Genomic DNA, 19,021 nt, shown 5'->3' on the forward strand with positions numbered 1-19,021 from the left:
TCCTGGAACAACATGGTGGGTTCGAGCACGGCCCGGCGGTCGCGCTCGGGCGCGGCACCTCAGGTGCCGCTTTCTTGCGGGCGACCTCCCTTCCGCTTGGCCAACCATCGGGTCGCCGGCGCGCTGAGACTGCGGAAGAAACCCGGCCGCTGCAACACCACCGCGACCACCACGATCAGGCCTTTGATGACCAGCTGAGCGTTGTCGCTGACGGCGTTCAAGCCGAGCACGTTGTCGAGCAGGGTCAGGATGAGCGCGCCGACGAAAGTGCCGGTGATGGTGCCCTTTCCGCCGGCCAGGCTGGCGCCGCCGATCACCGCGGCGGCGATGGCGTCCAGCTCGTAGCCCGCGCCTGCCAGCGGATCACCGGATGCGCGGTAGGCGGCGTCGATCGGCCCGGCGAATCCGGCGAGCAGCCCGGACAGGGTGAACACCGCGACCACGACCAGCGTCACGTTGACGCCGGAAAGCCGTGCGGCGGTGGGGTTTCCGCCGACCGCGTAGATGTGGCGGCCGAACGTGGTCTTGGAAAGGACGAGCTGAGCAATGATGCAGACGGCAACGAGGGCGAGCACCGGGTACGGAATACCGGCTCTGCCGAACAGCGGCAGCCAGGTCCCCTCGAATAGGTTGTGGCCCGGCGTGCCCAACAGCGCGAACTCCGCGGAAGTCGGTGTCAGCTTCCCATTTTCGTCATAGACGGCCGTGCCGACGGACACGTTGTCGGAGATCTGTCTATCGATGCCGCGGACTATCGACAACATCGCCAACGTCATGACGAACGACTGGATCCGCAACACGGTGGTGCCGAGACCGTTGCACAGGCCGAAGAACGCGCCGATCAACGCACAGAGCGGGACGATCATCCACGGGCTGAGGCTGTGATCGACCAGCAGCATGGCGGCGGCCATCGAACCGATGCCCATGATCGAACCCACCGACAGGTCGATGCCCGCAGTGATGATCACCAGGGTGATGCCGACCGCGAGAATGCCGCGCGAGGAGAACGCGGTGATCGCGTTGGTGATGTTGGTCTGATTCCAGAAGTACTGCCCCTTGGTGCTGACGCCGATGAGAATGACCAGCAGCAGACCGATATATCCTTGGGTCGCACCGAGATACGGCGTCAGCCTGGTGAGCCGTGACCACAGCCAGGATACGAAGGAACGCTTGTCGTCGTGCGGGGCTCCGTTGGGGAGTTGGTCCGTCATTCCTGGTCCTGGTGGTCGTCGGCGGGACGGTCTGCTCGGTGCGATCAGCTCGGGGTGCGCACGGCGGGCGCCCTGGCCATGGCGGCGGCCAGGATCGCTTCTTGGTCGAATGGTGCTGCTGGCGGCGGATTTCGGCGGAACTCCCCGGTGAGACGGCCCTCGCAGAGCACAAGAATGCGATCACACATCCCGATCAACTCCAGCAGTTCGGAGGACACCGCGAGGATGGCCGCGCCGTCGCCGGCGAGTTCGTTCATCAGTGCATGCACTTCGGCCTTCGCACCGACATCGATGCCGCGGGTCGGCTCGTCCATGAGCAGCACCGACGGTTGGGTGAGCAGGCATTTCGCCAGCACCACCTTCTGCTGGTTGCCACCGGACAGCGTGCCGACCACGGTCGCCAGCGACGACGCCTTGACCTTCAGTTCGGTGACCTTCGCCGCGACCGCAGCCCGCTCGCGCTTCGCATCCACCGTTCGCCACGGACGCAGGTACCGGTGCAACGCCGCCAGCGACGCGTTGAAGCGCACGCTGTTGGCCAGGATCAGGCTCTGCGCCTTGCGATCTTCGGCGACGAACGCGAGACCACGCGCGATGGCGCGACGCGGCGTGTGCGGCCGATACCGGCGGCCCGCGAGCGTGATCGTCCCGCTGACACCGGTGGCCGCGCCGTAGATGGCCTCGAGCACCTCGCTGCGGCCCGCGCCCATCAACCCGGCCAGGCCGACGATCTCCCCCGCCGCCACCTCGAACGAAAGGTCGTGCAGCGGTACGGCATCGCTGCCCGCCGCGGGCACGGTGGTCAAGTGCCGCACGGTCAACCGCGCCGATCCGCCCCGATGCAGTTCGGCGCTGCGCGGGAACAGCTCGCCGAGCGGACGACCGACCATCAGCTGAATGAGCTCGGCCCGGTGCGTCCCCCGCATCGGCCGCTCTCCGACATAGACGCCGTCGCGCAGCACCGTGACCGTGTCGGCGATCTCCGCCAGCTCCTCCAGCCGGTGCGAAATATAGACAACGCCAACATCATGCGCGGTCAGGTTGCGGATGACGGTGAACAGCCGCTCCACTTCCGCCTCGGCGAGCGCGGAGGTCGGCTCGTCCATCACGAGGATCCGCAGGTCGTGATTGAGTGCCTTGGCGACCTCGATCAGCTGCTGCTCGGCCAGCTTGCACTGCCGGACCAGCCTGCGCGGCGTCAACTCCAGACCGACCCTGGCCAGCAACTCCGCGGTGCGCGCGTCCATGGCCTTGCGGTCGAGCGTGCCTCGGATCGTGCGCCGTTCCTGGCCGAGGAAGATGTTGTCGGCGATCGACAGCTCCGGCACCAGGTTCAGCTCCTGGTGGATCATCGCGATGCCGTGCCGGGTCGCGTCCTTCGGCGAGCGCAAATGCACAGGGCTGCCGTCGATTTCGATGCTGCCCGCGTCCGGGGCGAAGACGCCGGCGAGGATGTTCATCAAGGTCGATTTGCCCGCGCCGTTCTCGCCGAGCAGCGCAACCACTTCGCCGCCGTACAAGGTGAGTTGCACACCCCGCAGCGCCTTCACGCCGGGGAATTCCTTCACGATGCCGCTCATCGCGAGCAGCGGCGCGCGAGCGTCGGTGCCGGTCATGGGATTCCGCGTAGCCCGATGCGTGCCATCTGACTCCTCCCCCTCGTCTACCGGTGGGCGTCGCCGCGAACGGTGACTGCATCCAGTGTGACATCGGTCTCAGAAATCGATTTCTGATACCGTAGAATTCGATGGATCGAGCCGTCAAGGCCCTTGCGCGCCAGGGTTTGTCGGCTGCCGTAAGCGCGCGATTCGCACCGGGAATCTGGCGAACGGCACCTCCGGCGCGGCAGCGAAGGGCGGTTACGCCGCAGATGGCGACGGTGACGATTCGCGACGTCGCGGCACTGGCCGAGGTCTCACCGGCCACGGTTTCGCGGGTGCTCAACGCCGACCCGCGCGTCGCCCACGCACTGCGCGAACGAGTGCAGAGTGCCGTCGACAAACTGGGCTATCGGCCGAACAGCCAGGCCAGATCCCTGCGCACCCGGGCGACCAGGGTCATCGGGCTGATCATCGCCGACATCCAGAACCCGTTCTTCACCGCGCTCGCCCGCGGCGTCGAAGATGCTGCGAGCGAACGCGATTACTCCGTGGTGCTGGCCAACTCAGACGAGAACCTCGACAAGGAACAGCGCTACCTGGAGGTCGCCGCGGGCGAGCGGATGGCCGGTGTCATCCTGGCTCCTTCCTCCACCGCGCACAGCCGGATCGGCACGCTCACCGACCGTGGTATTCCGGTGGTCGTCATCGACCGGCGGCTACGGTCCGCCCAGGTCGATTCCGTGCTGGTGAACAATCGGCAGGCGGCCAAGGCCGCGGTCGACCATCTCATCGCCGCAGGCTGCCGACGTATCGCGATGATCACCGGACCGACCGACGCCTCGACGGCGACCGGCAGGCTCAGCGGCTATCGCGCCGCGCTCCGCGGGGCCGGTATCGAACCCGAACCGGCACTGGAGATCTGCGGCGACTACCGAGTCGAAGGCGGGCGGGCAGCCGTGCGGTCGGTCCTGGCGTTGCCCGACCGCCCCGACGGCCTGTTCGTCGGCAACAACCTGATGATGGTCGGCGCACTGCACGCCCTCGCCGATGCCGGTATCGCCTTCCCCGCCGACATCCTGCTTGCCGGATTCGACGAAATGAGCTGGGCGGGATTCGCGCCACCGATCACCCTGGTGGAACAGCCCAGTTATGAGATCGGCCGCCGCGCTACGGAACTCGTCCTCCGCCGGGTCGCCGGTGACGTGTTCCCCGCCCAATCCGTCGTCCTACCCGCCCAGCTGCGCATCCGGGAAAGCACCCAGCGCATCGTCGTCGCTTGAGCCGACTTCAGTGCGGCGGGTAGTGACAAAGGTCCGCGGGTCACGCCGGCGGCCACAACCGCAGCGCCGCAACCCTTTAGAGTGCGCCTGAGCCCCGCGTCTCGCTTCCCAACGTCGGGAATTCGGTTTGCGCGTCAAATAGGGTCGCGGACATGACGGGATTGGCGGAACAGGTCGAACACTTCGCGCGAGAGTTCGCGGAGACCGGAGCGACCGGCGGGACATTGCGCATGAAACACAGCCGGTGGGGCAATGGGTGTGCTCCGTTCTATGTGGTCGGCGCGGACCAAGCCCACGTGACAGGCAGACGCGAACTGGCTCATGCGGTGCGCTCCGAACTCGGCGTCGGGATGGATGGACTAGTAGAGATGCAGCTTCGGCTGGCCGGAGACAGCTACGAGTTCCAGTACCGGTGCATCCACGGCTCCAGCGAGCCGTTTTGGGACGCAGCGCGAAAGCTGGTCCTCGACACCGACTATCGCTATCCGGGTCGTCAGCAGCCGACCGCGACGACTGACACGGTGCCCGACGACCGGCCCACCGACCCTGCGGTCCTTGCTACGGTGCGCCAGCTCGTCCGCGAGTACGTCGATGCGTACACCGCGGCCCGATCACGGGCACCCGAGCTGGCCGCAGGCATGACCGAGGCCGATATCGCCGCAGCAGAGGCGCGGATCGGCCAGCGACTGCCGGAAGACCTGCGGGCACTGTACCGCCTGGTCGGCTACGATCTCTCCGACCGTGGGGTGCTCGGCATCACCCGCCTGTCGCCGCTCAGCGACGTCGCCGCGAGCCATCTGTCCGACAATCCGACGATGATGGGGATGGTGGCGGACAGCCGATCCGTGGGAGACGACTCGCTGTTCGCTCTCGATCGGGTGGTGCTGGAAGGCTGGCCGCACGGCACGATCCGACGCGTCTCGGGCAACGCACAGTGGGTCTTCATCGGCACCAGCGACCGCAACGCAGACGCGGTCGACCTGGATCCAGGACCGGACGGTCGCCGTGGGCAGCTGATTCGGACCGACCTCGAGATGCATACGGTCACCCGCTGGGCCGATTCCGTGACTGATGTACTCCGGATGTCGATCGAAGCGCAGCGGGCGGAGGAGAACCTCGACAGTCTGTACAACGCAGCACAACCCATAGGCACTAGTCGGCTGCAGAACCCGGCCGAGCTGATCGAAGATCTGTCCGACAAGTTCACCGTGCAGGATCTCCGCCTCCGCCACCGTGACTCGTTCGACGCCGCCGAGATCGCGGTGCTGCCTGCACTGCGCACGCTGCGGCTCGACGGCATTCGATCATTGAATCTCGCAGTGCCGCACGATATCCCTCTCGAAGCACTATGGGTGACCGCCCCGCACATCGACCTGGAGCCGCTGTCGGGTCACCCCGTGCTGTGGGATGTGTACCTGGCCGGAGCAGAGCATCCGGTGCGTATCGCGCCGTTGGCTTCGCTGAAAAACCTGCAGCGACTGGACATCTCCGACATCGATGTCACCGATCCGGAGATCGTCGGCGAGCTGGCGGATCTCCGCGTCCTGGTGGCGAACCTTCAGCAGTGGCGTCGGCTGCGCGAACTCGACGCCGTACCACCGAATCTGGCCGCGGCGGAGTTGGCAGGGGACGCCTCATTCGCTGACGAAGCGGCTTGGGCCGACACCTTCGGCCGTGGCGCCGAGCTGCCTGTTATCCGCGGCAAGCTCGCCGAGATTCGAGTCCGGGTGCAGCCCGAGCCCCACTCCATGGAAACGCAGATATCCGACCTCATGGCGGATGCTCCCTGGGACTTGCTGCTCGAAATGCACCGCAAGCAGGAGTCCGGCGAATAGCAGCCCAGTTACTCACCGGAACCCCGACGCGGGGCGGTGTCAGCCGAGGCCGGATCGGGCGATGACCTTCGTGATGCTGATCCGAACAGCGGTGAAACCTTCCTGCACAAACGATTCAGCGATCGCCTGTCGAGGCTGAGCGGGGTAATAGCGGTCGGCGATGCCCATGGCGATGTGTCTGAGCTCGTCGGGTTCGGCAGAGAGTTGGGCCTCCCCTTCGATGGTGACGAAGCCGTATGGTTGCCGTTCGTCGCTGACGCAGAGTGCGATGCGCTGATCGCGAGCCAGACTCTGGCCCTTGACGCTCCCCGGCGAGAGGGCGAAGGCGAGTTCGTCACCGTCGAGGATGAAGCAGATCGGGGTGACGTGCGGTCGTCCGTCGGGGCGAGTGAGGCCTACGTGGGCGAGTTTTGTTCCCGCGCCGACGAAGGTTCGCCATTCGGTGTCGGTCATTGTTGTTGCCATGAGCATGTTTCCGTTCGTTTCGATTCGTGCTGTGTTCCGGTCAGGAATGCAAGAGGTGCCTGTGCAGCTCCGGGATGACGACGTCCCATACGGCCGGCGGTGGGATCTCGTGTCCCATTCCTTGCACACGTACAAGCCGAGCCCCCGGGATCATTCGGGCGAGCGCCTCCCCGTGTGGGAAGGGAAACATCGGGTCGTCGACGCTGTGCAGGACCAGCGTCGGCACCCGAATCTCGGCCGGGTCCACCGAGCTACTCGGCCGGGCGACAAAGTGATTCGTTATCGACGACGCCATGTTGCGAGTGCGACGCACTTCGAGCGTTGCCAGCGCCCTGACCCGTACCTCGTCGAACTGGTGCGGGGCGGCGTAGGGCCGTTCGAGGTCGACCCGATAGTCGATGACCGCGTTCTCGTCAGACCAGTCGGGTTCGGGTTCGGGCTCCATAAAGCTTTTGGCGACTTCGGGACTCGGCCCCGGCAGCGCGCCATGATCGCCGCCGGACGGGCTGGTCTCCACCAGGGTCAGCGTGCGCACGCGCTCGGGGGCGCGCACCGCGAGTGTTTGCGCGATACCGCCGCCCATCGACATCCCGATCAGGTGTGCCTTCTCGATACCCAAGGCGTCGAGAATGCGCAGTGGATCGGTCACCAGGTCATCGCCGGTGTAGTTGGGCTGTCCGGTCGGTGAGGTGCTCGAACGACCGGTATCGCGGTGGTCGTACCGAATCACCTGGAGCTCACCGGCGCCGAGGAGGTCGGCGAACTCGGGTGTCCACCAGTCCATCGACTGGCCGCCGCCGGCGATGAGCAGTGCCACCGGTGCACCTTCGGGGCCGCGTCGCTCGATGGCGAGCTCGACGCCGTCGAGGTGCAGGATTTCGGTGTCTCGTTGTGTGCCGTTGATCGTCATGTCGATGAGCCTAGAAGCGACTACCGATCAAGAAAAGCGATCATTAGCGATGAAGTCAATCGCTATCGCTTATGTTTGTTCTTATGGTCGACATCGAACTGCGCCACCTCAGGACCATGACCGCCATCGCCGAGGAAGGAACGTTCGGACGGGCGGCACTTCGGCTCGGCTACACGCAATCGTCGGTGAGCCAGCAGATCGCCGCCCTCGAGAAAGCCGTCGGTGGCGCCGTTTTCGACCGGCCCGGAGGTCCGAAACCTGTTCGGATCACCCACCTCGGCGAGGTGGTCCTGGCACACGGCCGCGAGCTGCTGACAAAGGCGAAGGCCATGACCGACGCCGTCGACCGCTTCAATGCGGGTAACGGCCGGATCGACATCGGCACGTTCCAAGGCGTGACCAACTTGATCCTGCCGGGAGTCCTGCGCCGATTGATGGACGAGCACCCCGGCTGCGACATCCGACTCTCCGAGGTGGCCTCGGGCGACCCCCAGATCGGGGGTCTCGACCTGTTGTTCTACGACGGCCGGATCGATGGCGACGTCGAGCACGTCAAGTTGCTCGACGAGCACTACCTGTTGGTCGCCGGTGTCGGCGCCTTTCCCGATGGTCCGGTACCGGTGCCGCTCCTCGACGGTGCCCCGATGGTCGCCTGGCCGCCCACCTATCACCAAAGATGGTTGGAGCGAACGCTTGCCAGCGACGGCGCACGTCCTCAGATCGTGTTCCGAACCACCGGCCACGAGACCATCCTCTCGATGGTGCGGGCGGGCATCGGCTCGGCGGTGCTGCCGTGGCTCGCCCTCCACGGCGCCGACGCTTGGTCCGATGACCGGCTCAGCATCCACCCCCTGCGACCTTCCCCTACCCGCGAGATCTACCTGCACTGGCCAGCCGACAGCACCCGATCACTCCTCGTAACCCAAGCCATCGACATCGCTACCGAATCCGCAGCAGAACTCGCCAGCCAGATGTGACATCCGCGCGCTTCCGGCTTCACCCTTCCGGAGTTGGTCGATTGATTACTGGGAACTGGTGGCGGCATCGCCCGAGAAGCCTCCGCCACCAGTTCCCACTCGATGCGAATGTCGACGAAAGGCGCCAATTATCACGTCCCCGCGCGGGTTCCGAGTTTTGCGGTGGGTTGGCGGCGGGTTTCGGCGAGGAGTTCGTCGAGTTGGGCTTCGGCTCGTTCTGCGCGGGTGCGGGTTTGGGTGCGGGCTTCGTCGAGCGCTTCGATGCGGTGGGCTGCTTCGGTGCGGGCCTTGTCGATGGTTGCGGCTGCTTCGGCGCGGACGGCGGCAATGTCGGCGGCGGCGGTGCGGCGGATTTCGGCGAGTTCGGTGCGGGCGGTATCGAGTTCGACGCGGACCCTGCGCCATTCTTCGCGCGCCTCGTTGGCCGCTTCGATGCGTTCCATCGCCGCTTGCTCGGCGCGTTCGGTCGCGCGGTCGGCGTCGGCGGCCCGCTGGACGGCGAGGTCGCGTTCGGCGTTGGCGGCGGCCACCTGAGCCGATGATTCGCGGTGGGCGTTGGCGATATCCGTTGCGGCGCGGCGTTCGGCGCGCTCGATCTGTTCGGCGGCGTCCTGCCGGATGCGCTCGATCTCATCGGCGCATTCGCGACGGACGGTGCGGACCTCGGCCTCGGCCTCACTGCGTGCGGCGAACACATCGTCGGCGGCTTGCCGGGTGGCGCGTTCGACTTCGCGGAGCGCGTCCTCGCGGGTGCTGTTCGCGTCGGCGACCGATGCTTCCGCCCGTTCGGCGGCACCGGCCGCGTCGTCGGCGGCGGCCTCGGCCAGCGCCCGGGCGTCTTCGGCTTCACGCCGCGCCTGTTCCGCGGCGACGGTGGCCATTTCGGCTTCCGCGATCCGCCGGGCGGCATCGGCTTGGACCGCCTGGACCTGCGCCTCGGCGACAGACGGGTCGCCGAGTGTGGACAGTTCCGCGACCGCGGCGTTGAGGGTGTTGCCCAGTTGGTCGGCGAGTCCACGGAATTGGGTGAGCAGCTCGTCGGCACGCAGCCTGGCTGCGGTGACCGGGCCTTGCTGCGTCACAGTGACGACAGCGGAGGGTACCTCCGACTCCTGTTGTTGCCGTTGACGTTCCCGCCAGGCGCGCCATCGCGTGTGATCGGGGTGGTCACAGTATTCGGACGGGCGGCCGGGGCCTCCTGCGCGGGTGATGGGGCGGGCGCAGCCGGGGTAGTTGCAAACGGTGGACACCGGAGAATCGTAGCGTTGGTTTCGTCACTATTGACGTATTCATACGAAACGAAATGCCGCGTGTCGCAGGACAACCCGTTGACCTGACCGCAGGTTCTGACCCCCGATAAGTGAACATTATCGGTGGTCAGGCTCCCCCGCTCTCGCGAAATCCGTCGCCGTTATTTCGTTTACGTTTGGTCACGACCAACGCAACGAAACATCAACGAAAGTCGTTGAAAACTAGGGACGCTGGTACGCGCGTACCATTCCGCAGCTCGGCGGCCGTTAGTGGTTCGTTGGTGGATGCCCAGTCACACCGCCGACCATCGGTGCCGAGACAAAAACATGGGTGGATCCGAATCGCAGTCAGCGCGCACCGATCGACCCCACCAGGAAGGTGAGACGACCATGACCACTGCCCCCAAGCCCACACTGAAACGTGCCGTGATGTTCGCTTCGGCGTGTGCGCTCGCCGTCGGCGCACTGCAGATCGGCGCGGCTCCGGCCTACGCCGTGCCAGGCCCGACATCGAAGTACGAGTGCCGCGACGTGCAGACTCCCGGCAGCCTCTTCCCCGGCGACGAAGTCGCGTGCACGCTCACGATCAGCACCAGCGGCAACGACTCGTTCACCGATGTCGTTGCCGAAATGACCATTCCGAGTAGCACCGTCTACCAGTCCGGCGGAACACGACAGGGCACCCAGAAGGTCGTCTTCAACCTCGGCGAGATCACCAAGGCCAAGAGCGGATCCGCCACCCTCACCGTCATGGTCGACGGCCAGACACCCGCGAACACCGCCATTTCCAGTGCGGCAGTGGTCAAGGGCTTCGCACCGAACGGGGCGTTCGACACGACCGCGGCATCCAATACGCTCTCCACCACGACAACCGGTGCAGGGCAGGGCGGCGCCAAGCTCACCGCCAAGGAGGACCGGGCCTCGGTGAACACCTTCGGACGGGCCGAGACCCCCATCTCCGATCTGGTCGACGCCCCCGCCGGCGTCACCCCCAAGATCGTGCAGGTGACCAGCGCGGAGCCCAAGAAGGGCTACGTCGGGTTCTCGATCATCGACAACGGCCAGAAGATCGCCTGGACCGCGCTGTGCACCGCGACCGCGCAGGAAAAGACCGAATCCTTCACGGTCAAGATCACGGCTCCCGGTCAGGCGGCCGTCGACGCGAAGGTGACCGTCCTGCTCGGAAACAACGTGGCCAACCAGGGATTCGTGCCGCCGGCCAATTGCGCGCCGAAGCCGTGATGCTCGACTGACACCTACCTCGGATGACGCGGTCGGTGCGGCTCTTCAGCCGCACCGGCCGCGCATTTGTGTGCAGCGGCATGGGTGCCGCAGCACAGCGGAGCGATCCGGTCGACGTCGTCGCTGGGACTACTTGTGCTGCACGGAACCCAGCGGGTCGGGGTCGTTCTCCAGTGCGTGAGTGGCTGTCTTCCAACTGGTCTCGTCGATGGCGAGAGCGGTACGGAGGAACGCCGTGGAGAGCTGCTGGATCAGCGCGACGCGGGCGGGACTTTCGTCGGTCGTCTCGGTGACCTGGTAGCCGGGGATGCCGCCGAGGGAGTGCTCGGCACCGAAGAGGGTGAGCAGGCTTTTGTCGGCCGGGCTGTAGGTATAGGGGTCGGTGAACCAGTCCGGTCCACGGGTCGACAGGTGAGACTGATCGTTGTCGCCGGCGACGATGAGGGCCGGGGTGGTCATGGTGTCGAAGGACGGACGCAGGAAGGGGAAGTGTTCGGCGGCGAACGGTGTGAGCTCATCGCCGAGGCCGGTAAGGGCAAGCAGCACACCCGCTTTGACGCGGGGGTCGGACATGTCCGCGCCGGGTACGCCGTCGGCGTCGAGGACACGTGCGCCGAGCAGGGTGCTTGCCGTCTGCGCTCCCCACGAGTGGCCTGCTACGGCGATGCGGTCGTGGTCGACGCGTCCGCTGAGACCGGGCACGGCGGCTTCGAGCAGGTCGAGTTCGTCCAGCACGCGGGTGAGGTCCTCGATGCGGAAGCGCCAGATGCGCGGTGTCCGAGGGTCTTCGGCCGGAATCGCGAGTGTCCTGGAGTCGAGATGGGTGGGTTGCATGACCACGAATCCGTGCGCGGCCCAGAAGTCCGCCAGTGGTGCGTAGCCCTTCATGGACTCGCCGTAGCCGTGGGAGAAAACGATGACGGGCAGGTCGCTGCCGGTCACCGGGGCGGATACGCGAACCTGCAGATCCGTGCCGCGGCCCGGGGCCGACAGGACGACGGGCTGCACGGATATTACTGATGCCTGCTGCGTGGTGTTCGACTCGGACATGGAACTCTCCTGGCATGATTGAGCAAAGCGGAACGTTGCTCCACAAACGATACGGAGCACTGTTCCGTTTTGCAACCACGAAAGGAGCGACGCGTTGAACGACAGCAGCGAACAGCCGGCCGAGGCCGGACCCAAACGCAAAGACGCCCGCCGCAACCAGCAGACCCTGTTGGATGCGGCCGCAGCCGTCTTCGTCACCTCGGGCGTGGAGGCACCGGTCCGCGATATCGCCGCCAAAGCAGGCGTCGGCATGGGCACGATCTACCGCCACTTCCCCACCCGCGCCGACCTCGTCATCGCTGTCTACCGCCACCAGGTCGACGCCTGCGCCGAAGCAGGTCCGGCCCTGCTCGCGACCGGCCCGACCCCGCATGCCGCCCTCGAACAATGGGTCGACCTCTTCGTGGACTTCCTGGTCACCAAGCACGGCCTACCCTCCGCAATGCACGCGGACAAAGCAGGTTTCGAAACCCTGCACACCTACTTCCTCGATCGCCTGGTTCCCGTCTGCACCCAACTCCTCGACGCCGCAGTCGCTTCCGGCGAAATCCGCGCCGACATCGACGCCTACCAGCTCATGCGCGGCATCGGAAACCTGTGCATCGGCGCAGAATCCGATCGCCGCTACGACGCCCGCCGACTCGTCGCCCTACTCGTCGCAGGACTACGCGCACAGTGAACTGCAGCGACCGTCACGTGACGTGAGGGGAATGGGTCTCGGCCGAGCACAACGGCCGAGCCCTCCTCCATTGCGTAGATCCCCGAGTCGGGTTGCGGCCGAATGATTTCGGCATCATCGCCACCTGGATCGAAGTGTGAACGCTAGTTGGTGGGGAGGTGTTGCCCCTGCACGCGCGCATCCTCGAAGTCGACTCTGTGCCGGATGGCCCACTCGCGGAACGAGTTCGGTCGAGTGCCGGTGATGTTCTGGACGGTCGGATACACGGTGGAGGTGAACGACTCCAGTGCGGTGGCGCGCAACGCCATGATGGCGTCGGCCATGACTTCGGACTGGCCGTGCTGCAGGATCGTCTGGCGCGCGACGTCCGGCTCTACTTCGACGAACCGCAGTGGCCTGCCTAGGACTTCGGCGAGAGTGGCGGTCATCTCGCCGGGGGTCAACGCCTCCGGGCCGCTGAGCCGGTAGGTCTGACCGTCGTGACCGTCGCCGGTGAGCACGGCCGCCGCGACCGCGGCGATGTCGTGTTCGTCGATCACCGCGATGCGGCCGTGGCCGTAGGTGGCAAACACGGTGTCCTGGTGGCGGATCGACGCGGCCCAGTGCAGCGTGTTGGCCATGAACCCGAGTGGACCGAGGATGGTCCATCCGATCCCGCTGTCGCGCAGTGCTTGTTCGCCGAGTCGGTGCCAGCTGGGGATCGGATCGGTGGCGGTGTCGTCGCCGGTGCGGCCGGAGGACAGTTTGACCACGTGCGCGACTGCGGCGCGCGCGGCCTCGTGCAGCACGTTGACATCGTGGACGGGGATGTCCGGGCCAGTCGACAGCAAGAAGACGCGATCGACCCCGCGCATCGCGCCGGCGATGTCGGTCGGATTACCCAAGTCGCCCACCACCACCTCGACGGCGTCGGGAAGTCCGCAGTCGGAGTTGCGCGTCAGCGCGCGCACAGGCACGTTCGCGGCGACGAGTCGGTCGACCAGTGCGCGGCCGACGGTGCCGGTGGCGCCGGTAACGAGAATCATGAGAGTCCTTCGAAGCTGTTCACGTCGGGGCCTGTCCCGCGACTGCGATCAGCGTCGATCAGTGACGACCGATAACTCCACGTGCCCGCCTGAACTTGTCGAAATTTTCCATCAAAGCCGCGATAGTGAGAGGAATGACTACCATCGACGAGCTGGATCGCGGCATCGTGCACGCCTTGCACGTCGACGGGCGGGCGCCGTTCAGCCGCATCGCGAAGGTTCTCGGCGTGTCCAATCAGACGGTGGCCCGGCGCTACCGGCGGCTACGCACCGACGCGGGCCTGCGCGTCGTGGGATCGAGTCACCTCGAGCACGACAACCACACCCGCTGGCTGGTGCGCTTGGGCGCGACCACCGCGGCGGCCCGCACGGTGGCGCAGTCGCTCGCCCGCCGATCGGACACGTCGTGGATCAAACTGCTGTCCGGCGGCACCGAGATTCTGCTCATCGTGCGCACGGCCCGCCCGACCGATGAAGCGCAATCACTACTGCTGCAACAGATTCCACGTGCCGCCGGAGTGACCACCGTGTCAGCCCACTACGTGCTGCACACCTACCTCGGTGGCCCGACACCGTGGCGCGGACAGGCCGCGACGCTCACCGACCATCAGCAACGACAACTCGAGCCCGCTCATGCGGGTCCAGTGTCCGGCCACGCAGTATCGGCTGCCGACGATGCTTTGCTGGCGGCGCTGCAAGCCGACGGGCGCGCGGGTTTGCCCCAGCTCGCCGCAGCCACCGGTTGGTCTGCGGCGACAGTGGGACGCAGGCTGGCCGAGTTGCGCGCACGCGAGGAAGTGTTCTTCGACGTCAAGATCGACGAGGCGCTGTTCGGCGTCACCGTGCAGGCGCTGCTGTGGATGTCGGTGCCACCGGGGCTGCTCGATCGAGTCGGCGCAGAATTGGCGCGGCATCCGGAACTGGCCTTCGTCTTGGCCACCACCGGTCCGAGCAATCTCGTCGCCCAGGCGATGTGTCCGGACCCGGACGCCTTGCACCGCTATCTGACCACCCGCCTCGGCGGTATCGACGGCATCACGGCACTCGAAGTCACACCAGTGTTGGTCACGGTCAAAGCCGCGGGCCACATCTCGATCGAACTCCCCCGCGGCCCGCGACCCAAAGCCGAGTGAACTTCAGTCGACCCTGGAACCGAGCAACCTGGGCAACCGGCGAAATCAGTTGGTGGCCAGTCGGTCCCACTCCACGCGCGGATCAGTTTTGGGGAAGTCGTCGCGGATGGTGACGAAGGACGTGGACCGCACCACAGAACTGCCTGAACCCCGTAAACGTTCGGCATCCGGTCGTCATGCTCGCGCACAAGATGTGGCCGGGGCTATCCGCCGGCGGCGGTGCCTGGCACGCTTCCGCTCCGGAAGCCTGCCACGGTGTGCAGCTGGGCGTAATCGGCGGGAGTCCACAGGTCCCCCGCCTTCTGCCTGTTGAATTCGACCACTTTTCGATAGTTTTCCTGTTCGGCCTGAACACTGTCGAATTCCGGATCCGGAAACCGTATCCCTTCGACCCAGTAGCGCTGGTCCCCGTCGGTGAGTGTGCGCTGCATACTGTCGTCCAAGTCGGTGTCGAACACGTGGTAGAAGTTGGCCAGGCCGGGTATCTCGGTGTCGTAGATCGTGTCTCCGGGTGCTTCGATCGGCAGACCGGCGACGTCACCATTCCTCAGTTTCTCCAGCCAGTACTTGTTGTCTTCGACCAGGTCGCCGGTGGACGACACCGATATGACCATTTCTCCACGGGGATGAGTGAGAGAACCAAGGGTCTCGAAGAGGTGCGCTCGCGCCTGGACTCCGGGAGTGTGGCTCACGGAGCCATACCAGGAGGAGGTGACGGTGACCTTGTTCCCTTCGTTGGCGTCGATTATCAGACGTTCGACCGTCTCGAGTGGATCGTTTTCGTGCCCGTGAACGAAACGAAATCTGGTGTGCACACCGTTGATTGATCGACTCAGGTCTCCCATGATGTAGCCGGAGGTCGCCGCATCTCGCACCGAGAACGATCCTCGGAATCCGTACTGCTCCCGCAATGTGGCGGCGGACTTGGCCAGTTTGGGAAAACTCCTGGTGCTGGAAGCGATTCGACGACATCGACCTTCCGGAGTGTTCATCGAGGTCTTCTTTTCGCCGAGTTCCCTTGCCGGTTTTTGCACCCAGGTCACGGACGGGAAGGGCAAGCCCTTGAGCCATGTCATGGATCTTCGCGGTCAGCGCCCGGGCGAACCGGCGCCATGGGCTACTTGCTCCGTCCGTCATACCGCGTCACAACCCATACAGCGTCGCCTTCGACACGTCCGGTGTCGTCCACATTCACGGACCACCGCAGCCGTAGATAGTTCGTTGCCTCAACTCCTGCCGAGTACGCAGAATTCGTTGCCTTCCGGGTCGGCCATCACCGACCATGCCACCTCGGTGTCGCCGAGGTCGATGTCGGTGGCGCCGAGGGTTCGCAATCGGTCCATTCCTGGTGCGCGATCATTGCCGCGGAACGGGGCGACGTCGAGGTGGACGCGGTTCCACACCACTTTGGGTTCGAGTGTGCGGACGAACCTCAGATACGGCCCAACGTCCTTGGCGGAACGCAGCAGCGCGTGATCGTCGGTCGCTTCGTGCACGGTCCAGTCCACTGCCGCGCTCCAGAATCGCGCCATCGTTTGCGGGTCGGCGCAGTCGACCACCACTGCACCGATCGGGCCGATGTCTCGGTAGATCTCCAGCGGCTGCTGCACGGAGAACTCGTTGCCCTCGGGGTCGGCCAGCATTCGCGACGGCACGTCGCGCGCGCCGTTCCCGGGTTGCTCGGCTTCACCGTCGCGATCGGCAGTTTGGCCGATATCGACGGGCGTCGCACCGAGACCTTCCAGGCGTGCCACCAACTCCGCGTGATGCGCCACGGATGTGGTGGACAGCTCCAGGCGCACTCGGTTCCGCGCAGTCTTGGGCTCCGGGGAGACGACGATGTCGACGCAGACGGCCGCGGGGTCGGGCCAGGTGAAGCCCTCGGGTTCGAGGTTGATCACGCCCGGTCCCTCGCTGGAGGAACGCCAGCCGAGCGCCGCCGCCCAGAACCGACCGAGCGCGACTTCATCCAGCGCCTTCATGTTGACCTGAACAAGCTGCATCGCCATCCGCAGATCCTATTGTTCGACTGGGATCTCCGCGATGAGCGGTCTGATTTGGGCTGCGTCGTCGAGGGGCGGGGTTCCCGGGAGAGGTTCGCACCCGCACCCGGTTCACTCCGGGCGTCCTCGACAACCGAGGAGCAGTTGTGTTGTACGGCAACCAACGTCGATATGTCGTGCTGTTCATCGACTAGCGTTGGCGCACGTAGTGCTGCGTGAATTGCTCTGTGCACAGGAGGGTGCCGCAGTCGGCTCGGTCCGGATGCGCGTGGAGTTGCTGATCTGCAGAAAGTGAGTACTGCCCAGTGCCTGTCGAACCTGAAATCCGCACTGCCGCCGGTGTTGTACGCGGCAGGTGGGAGAACGGCGTCGCGATCTTCCGCGGTGTTCCGTACGCCCAGCCGCCGTTCGGTGAGCGGCGGTTCGCGGCGCCTGTCACGGTGCGGCCGTGGGACGGGGTCCGTGCGGCGCTGGAATTCGGTCCGGCCGTTCCTCAATCAGGCACCATGCCGGTGGGCGATGACTGCTTGACGCTCAACGTCTGGTCACCTGACCTCGGGTCCGCGGGGTTGCCTGTGCTGGTGTAGATTCACGGGGGCGCGTATCTCAGGGGCAGCACCCGGAATCCGCACTATGACGGTGCGATCCTCGCCGGGTCGGGTGTCGTGCTGGTCAGCGTGAACTATCGCACCGGATTCGAAGGGTGGGCCCATATTGCCGGCGCCCCTGCCAATCGCGGTCTTCTCGACCAGTCCGCCGCGTTGCGGTGGGTGCAGGACAACATTGCCGTATTCGGTGGCGACCCGAGCAATGTCACCGTGTGTGGTCAGTCCGCGGGCGCGGGTTCCGTTGCGGCGCTTCTCAGTATGCCGACGTCTGCCGGATTGTTTCGTCGTGCGATAGCGCAGAGCGTTCCCAGCACGTTCTTCTCCACCGGGCTCGCCGAGGCAGTCTCGACAACGATCGCCGCGGAACTCGGTGTGCGCGCTAATGCAGCCGAGTTGGCGGGATTCTCGCCGCACGCACTGGTGAAGGCGACGGGCTCGATCATCCAGCAGATGCCGGAGTTCGTCGAATCATGGGGACCGATGGCGTTGACGCCGACCCCGTTTTCGCCCGTCGTCGACGGTGACGTGCTCCCGCAAGCCCCGTGGCGCGCACTGGCCGACGGCGCCGCGCGGGGAATCGACCTGCTCGTCGGACACACTCGCGACGAATACCGCCTGATGAATACCCGGCGCAACGACGAGATCACCGATCAGGATGTGGACGCGACGCTCGAACGTCTTGCGCCCGCTTCGAATTACCGCGTCGCCTACCCCGAATACACATCCGCGCAGCTGTACGAACTCGTCAACGCCGACTGGTTGTTTCGTATGCCGAGCCTGCATCTCGCGGACGCCGAACACGCAGGGGGCGGGCGGGTCTGGAACTACGAACTCTGCTGGAGTTTCAACCGGGACGAGGGCGCCTCGCACTGCCTCGACTTCCTGCTCGTGTTCGGCACCCTCAGCCTCGACGACATACGCAACCATCCGTCCAGGCACCCCGACGCCACCGACGAATACCTCGGCCTCTCGCGCCAAATGCGCACTGAGTGGGTCGATTTCGCGACGACCGGCGACCCCGGCTGGACGCCCTATGACCTAGACACCCGACCCACCCGCGTCTACGCCGCCGACCCGATCACCCAGCCCTACCCCGAGGAACGCTCGCGTGGCCTGTGGCATCAGCACCAGTTCGACACCATGGACCTGCGGCGAACCACCTGACGAAACGGCGTGCCCCGCAGTCAGACTGCGTTCGCTGCTGGTCTCACTCCATGCCGAATACGCTTGTCGCCGAACACGATCAGCGCACCGATGAGAAGAATCGCCCAACCGGGTGCGCCGGGCATTGCGGTCACGAGGATCGCGGCCCATGTGAGGAGGAGCCAGCCGAGCCAGCCGGGTACCCGCTGATCGTGTCGTGTCGCCCACACGAGGTAACTGCCGAGCGCCACCATCGGCACGCCGAAGCTGCCGAGGCTTACCCAGAAGGCGTGTGCCTGTTCGGCTTCGGGGAAGGTGGTCGCCTTGTCCAGTGTGAAGGTGTTCCACCATCCGTCGGCGAACGCCCGGGACCACACCTCGCGAGTTTCGAGCGGAGCGACCACTATGTGCACCGCACCGAACGCCAGGGTGATCCAGCCGGCCGCCTGAGTCAGGTACGCCCGTTTGCCGTTCTCGCGGGCTCCGCCTGCACGGGAAATGCGTGTCCTGCTTGATAGTGTCATCGGGTCCTCCATCTATACGGCATCGTATAGATGGAGGTTATCGGCCGGTATACGGTCCCGTATAGATGATGTGACGGAGGTCAAG

General features: G+C 65.7%; 16 protein-coding genes and 1 pseudogene. 7 read left to right on the top strand and 10 right to left on the bottom strand.

Going from position 1 to position 19,021, the window contains the following annotated elements; all coding sequences use genetic code 11:
• Window positions 1–59: 59 nt before the first annotated feature.
• Together NA11_RS08255 and NA11_RS08260 are read right to left on the bottom strand one after the other, a co-directional pair.
• Window positions 60–1,211 carry an ABC transporter permease gene (locus NA11_RS08255; protein WP_069161165.1) on the bottom strand — a complete coding sequence of 384 codons (1,152 nt, stop codon included), beginning with the start codon at window positions 1,209–1,211 and terminating at the stop codon, window positions 60–62.
• Window positions 1,212–1,255: 44 nt separating this feature from the next.
• Window positions 1,256–2,827, bottom strand: coding sequence for a sugar ABC transporter ATP-binding protein (locus tag NA11_RS08260; RefSeq protein WP_069161166.1), 1,572 nt, complete (start codon window positions 2,825–2,827; stop codon window positions 1,256–1,258).
• 263 nt (window positions 2,828–3,090) lie between these two features.
• On the opposite strand from NA11_RS08260, the gene NA11_RS08265 reads away from it, so the two are divergent.
• Together NA11_RS08265 and NA11_RS08270 are read left to right on the top strand one after the other, a co-directional pair.
• Complete coding sequence (locus tag NA11_RS08265) at window positions 3,091–4,092, top strand: LacI family DNA-binding transcriptional regulator (protein ID WP_218023261.1); 1,002 nt, start codon at window positions 3,091–3,093, stop codon at window positions 4,090–4,092.
• 152 nt (window positions 4,093–4,244) lie between these two features.
• Window positions 4,245–5,927: an SMI1/KNR4 family protein gene (locus tag NA11_RS08270; protein ID WP_069161168.1), complete on the top strand. Its 1,683-nt coding sequence runs from the start codon at window positions 4,245–4,247 to the stop codon at window positions 5,925–5,927.
• 39 nt (window positions 5,928–5,966) lie between these two features.
• Here the strand turns inward: NA11_RS08270 and NA11_RS08275 are convergent, their stop codons facing one another.
• Together NA11_RS08275 and NA11_RS08280 are read right to left on the bottom strand one after the other, a co-directional pair.
• Window positions 5,967–6,392 carry a PPOX class F420-dependent oxidoreductase gene (locus tag NA11_RS08275; RefSeq protein WP_069161228.1) on the bottom strand — a complete coding sequence of 142 codons (426 nt, stop codon included), beginning with the start codon at window positions 6,390–6,392 and terminating at the stop codon, window positions 5,967–5,969.
• Between the two features lie 40 nt (window positions 6,393–6,432).
• Window positions 6,433–7,302 carry an alpha/beta fold hydrolase gene (locus NA11_RS08280; protein ID WP_069161169.1) on the bottom strand — a complete coding sequence of 290 codons (870 nt, stop codon included), beginning with the start codon at window positions 7,300–7,302 and terminating at the stop codon, window positions 6,433–6,435.
• 83 nt (window positions 7,303–7,385) lie between these two features.
• Between NA11_RS08280 and NA11_RS08285 the strand changes: the two genes are divergently transcribed.
• Window positions 7,386–8,279 (top strand): LysR family transcriptional regulator, encoded by an 894-nt coding sequence (locus NA11_RS08285; RefSeq protein WP_069161170.1) that lies wholly within the window; start codon window positions 7,386–7,388, stop codon window positions 8,277–8,279.
• A gap of 131 nt (window positions 8,280–8,410) precedes the next feature.
• On the opposite strand, the gene NA11_RS08290 is transcribed toward NA11_RS08285, so the two are convergent.
• Window positions 8,411–9,361, bottom strand: a complete 951-nt coding sequence (locus NA11_RS08290; RefSeq protein WP_069161171.1) for a coiled-coil domain-containing protein — start codon at window positions 9,359–9,361, stop codon at window positions 8,411–8,413.
• A gap of 558 nt (window positions 9,362–9,919) precedes the next feature.
• On the opposite strand from NA11_RS08290, the gene NA11_RS08295 reads away from it, so the two are divergent.
• A complete protein-coding gene (locus NA11_RS08295; protein ID WP_141717474.1) occupies window positions 9,920–10,771 on the top strand; it encodes a DUF11 domain-containing protein in 852 nt (283 codons plus the stop codon).
• 129 nt (window positions 10,772–10,900) lie between these two features.
• On the opposite strand, the gene NA11_RS08300 is transcribed toward NA11_RS08295, so the two are convergent.
• The gene (locus tag NA11_RS08300; RefSeq protein ID WP_069161173.1) at window positions 10,901–11,821 is read right to left on the bottom strand and encodes an alpha/beta hydrolase family protein; all 921 of its coding nucleotides are present in this window, start codon (window positions 11,819–11,821) and stop codon (window positions 10,901–10,903) included.
• Between the two features lie 94 nt (window positions 11,822–11,915).
• Here NA11_RS08300 and NA11_RS08305 point away from each other — a divergent pair, with 94 nt between their 5' ends.
• Window positions 11,916–12,500 carry a TetR/AcrR family transcriptional regulator gene (locus NA11_RS08305; RefSeq protein ID WP_069161174.1) on the top strand — a complete coding sequence of 195 codons (585 nt, stop codon included), beginning with the start codon at window positions 11,916–11,918 and terminating at the stop codon, window positions 12,498–12,500.
• A 143-nt stretch (window positions 12,501–12,643) separates the two neighbouring features.
• Here the strand turns inward: NA11_RS08305 and NA11_RS08310 are convergent, their stop codons facing one another.
• Window positions 12,644–13,525, bottom strand: coding sequence for an NAD(P)H-binding protein (locus tag NA11_RS08310; protein ID WP_069161175.1), 882 nt, complete (start codon window positions 13,523–13,525; stop codon window positions 12,644–12,646).
• 134 nt (window positions 13,526–13,659) lie between these two features.
• Here NA11_RS08310 and NA11_RS08315 point away from each other — a divergent pair, with 134 nt between their 5' ends.
• Window positions 13,660–14,658, top strand: a complete 999-nt coding sequence (locus NA11_RS08315; RefSeq protein WP_069161176.1) for an Lrp/AsnC family transcriptional regulator — start codon at window positions 13,660–13,662, stop codon at window positions 14,656–14,658.
• Between the two features lie 203 nt (window positions 14,659–14,861).
• Here NA11_RS08315 and NA11_RS08320 read toward each other — a convergent pair whose 3' ends face one another.
• The gene (locus NA11_RS08320) at window positions 14,862–15,734 is read right to left on the bottom strand and encodes a hypothetical protein (RefSeq protein ID WP_069161177.1); all 873 of its coding nucleotides are present in this window, start codon (window positions 15,732–15,734) and stop codon (window positions 14,862–14,864) included.
• Between the two features lie 150 nt (window positions 15,735–15,884).
• Complete coding sequence (locus tag NA11_RS08325) at window positions 15,885–16,667, bottom strand: VOC family protein (RefSeq protein WP_069161178.1); 783 nt, start codon at window positions 16,665–16,667, stop codon at window positions 15,885–15,887.
• A gap of 299 nt (window positions 16,668–16,966) precedes the next feature.
• On the opposite strand from NA11_RS08325, the pseudogene NA11_RS08330 reads away from it, so the two are divergent.
• Window positions 16,967–18,433 (top strand): annotated as a pseudogene (locus NA11_RS08330) (carboxylesterase/lipase family protein).
• 20 nt (window positions 18,434–18,453) lie between these two features.
• Here the strand turns inward: NA11_RS08330 and NA11_RS08335 are convergent.
• A complete protein-coding gene (locus NA11_RS08335) occupies window positions 18,454–18,936 on the bottom strand; it encodes a DUF6463 family protein (RefSeq protein WP_141717475.1) in 483 nt (160 codons plus the stop codon).
• Window positions 18,937–19,021 lie beyond the last annotated feature (85 nt).

Source organism: Nocardia altamirensis NBRC 108246 (assembly GCF_001612685.1).
Lineage (GTDB): Bacteria > Actinomycetota > Actinomycetes > Mycobacteriales > Mycobacteriaceae > Nocardia > Nocardia altamirensis.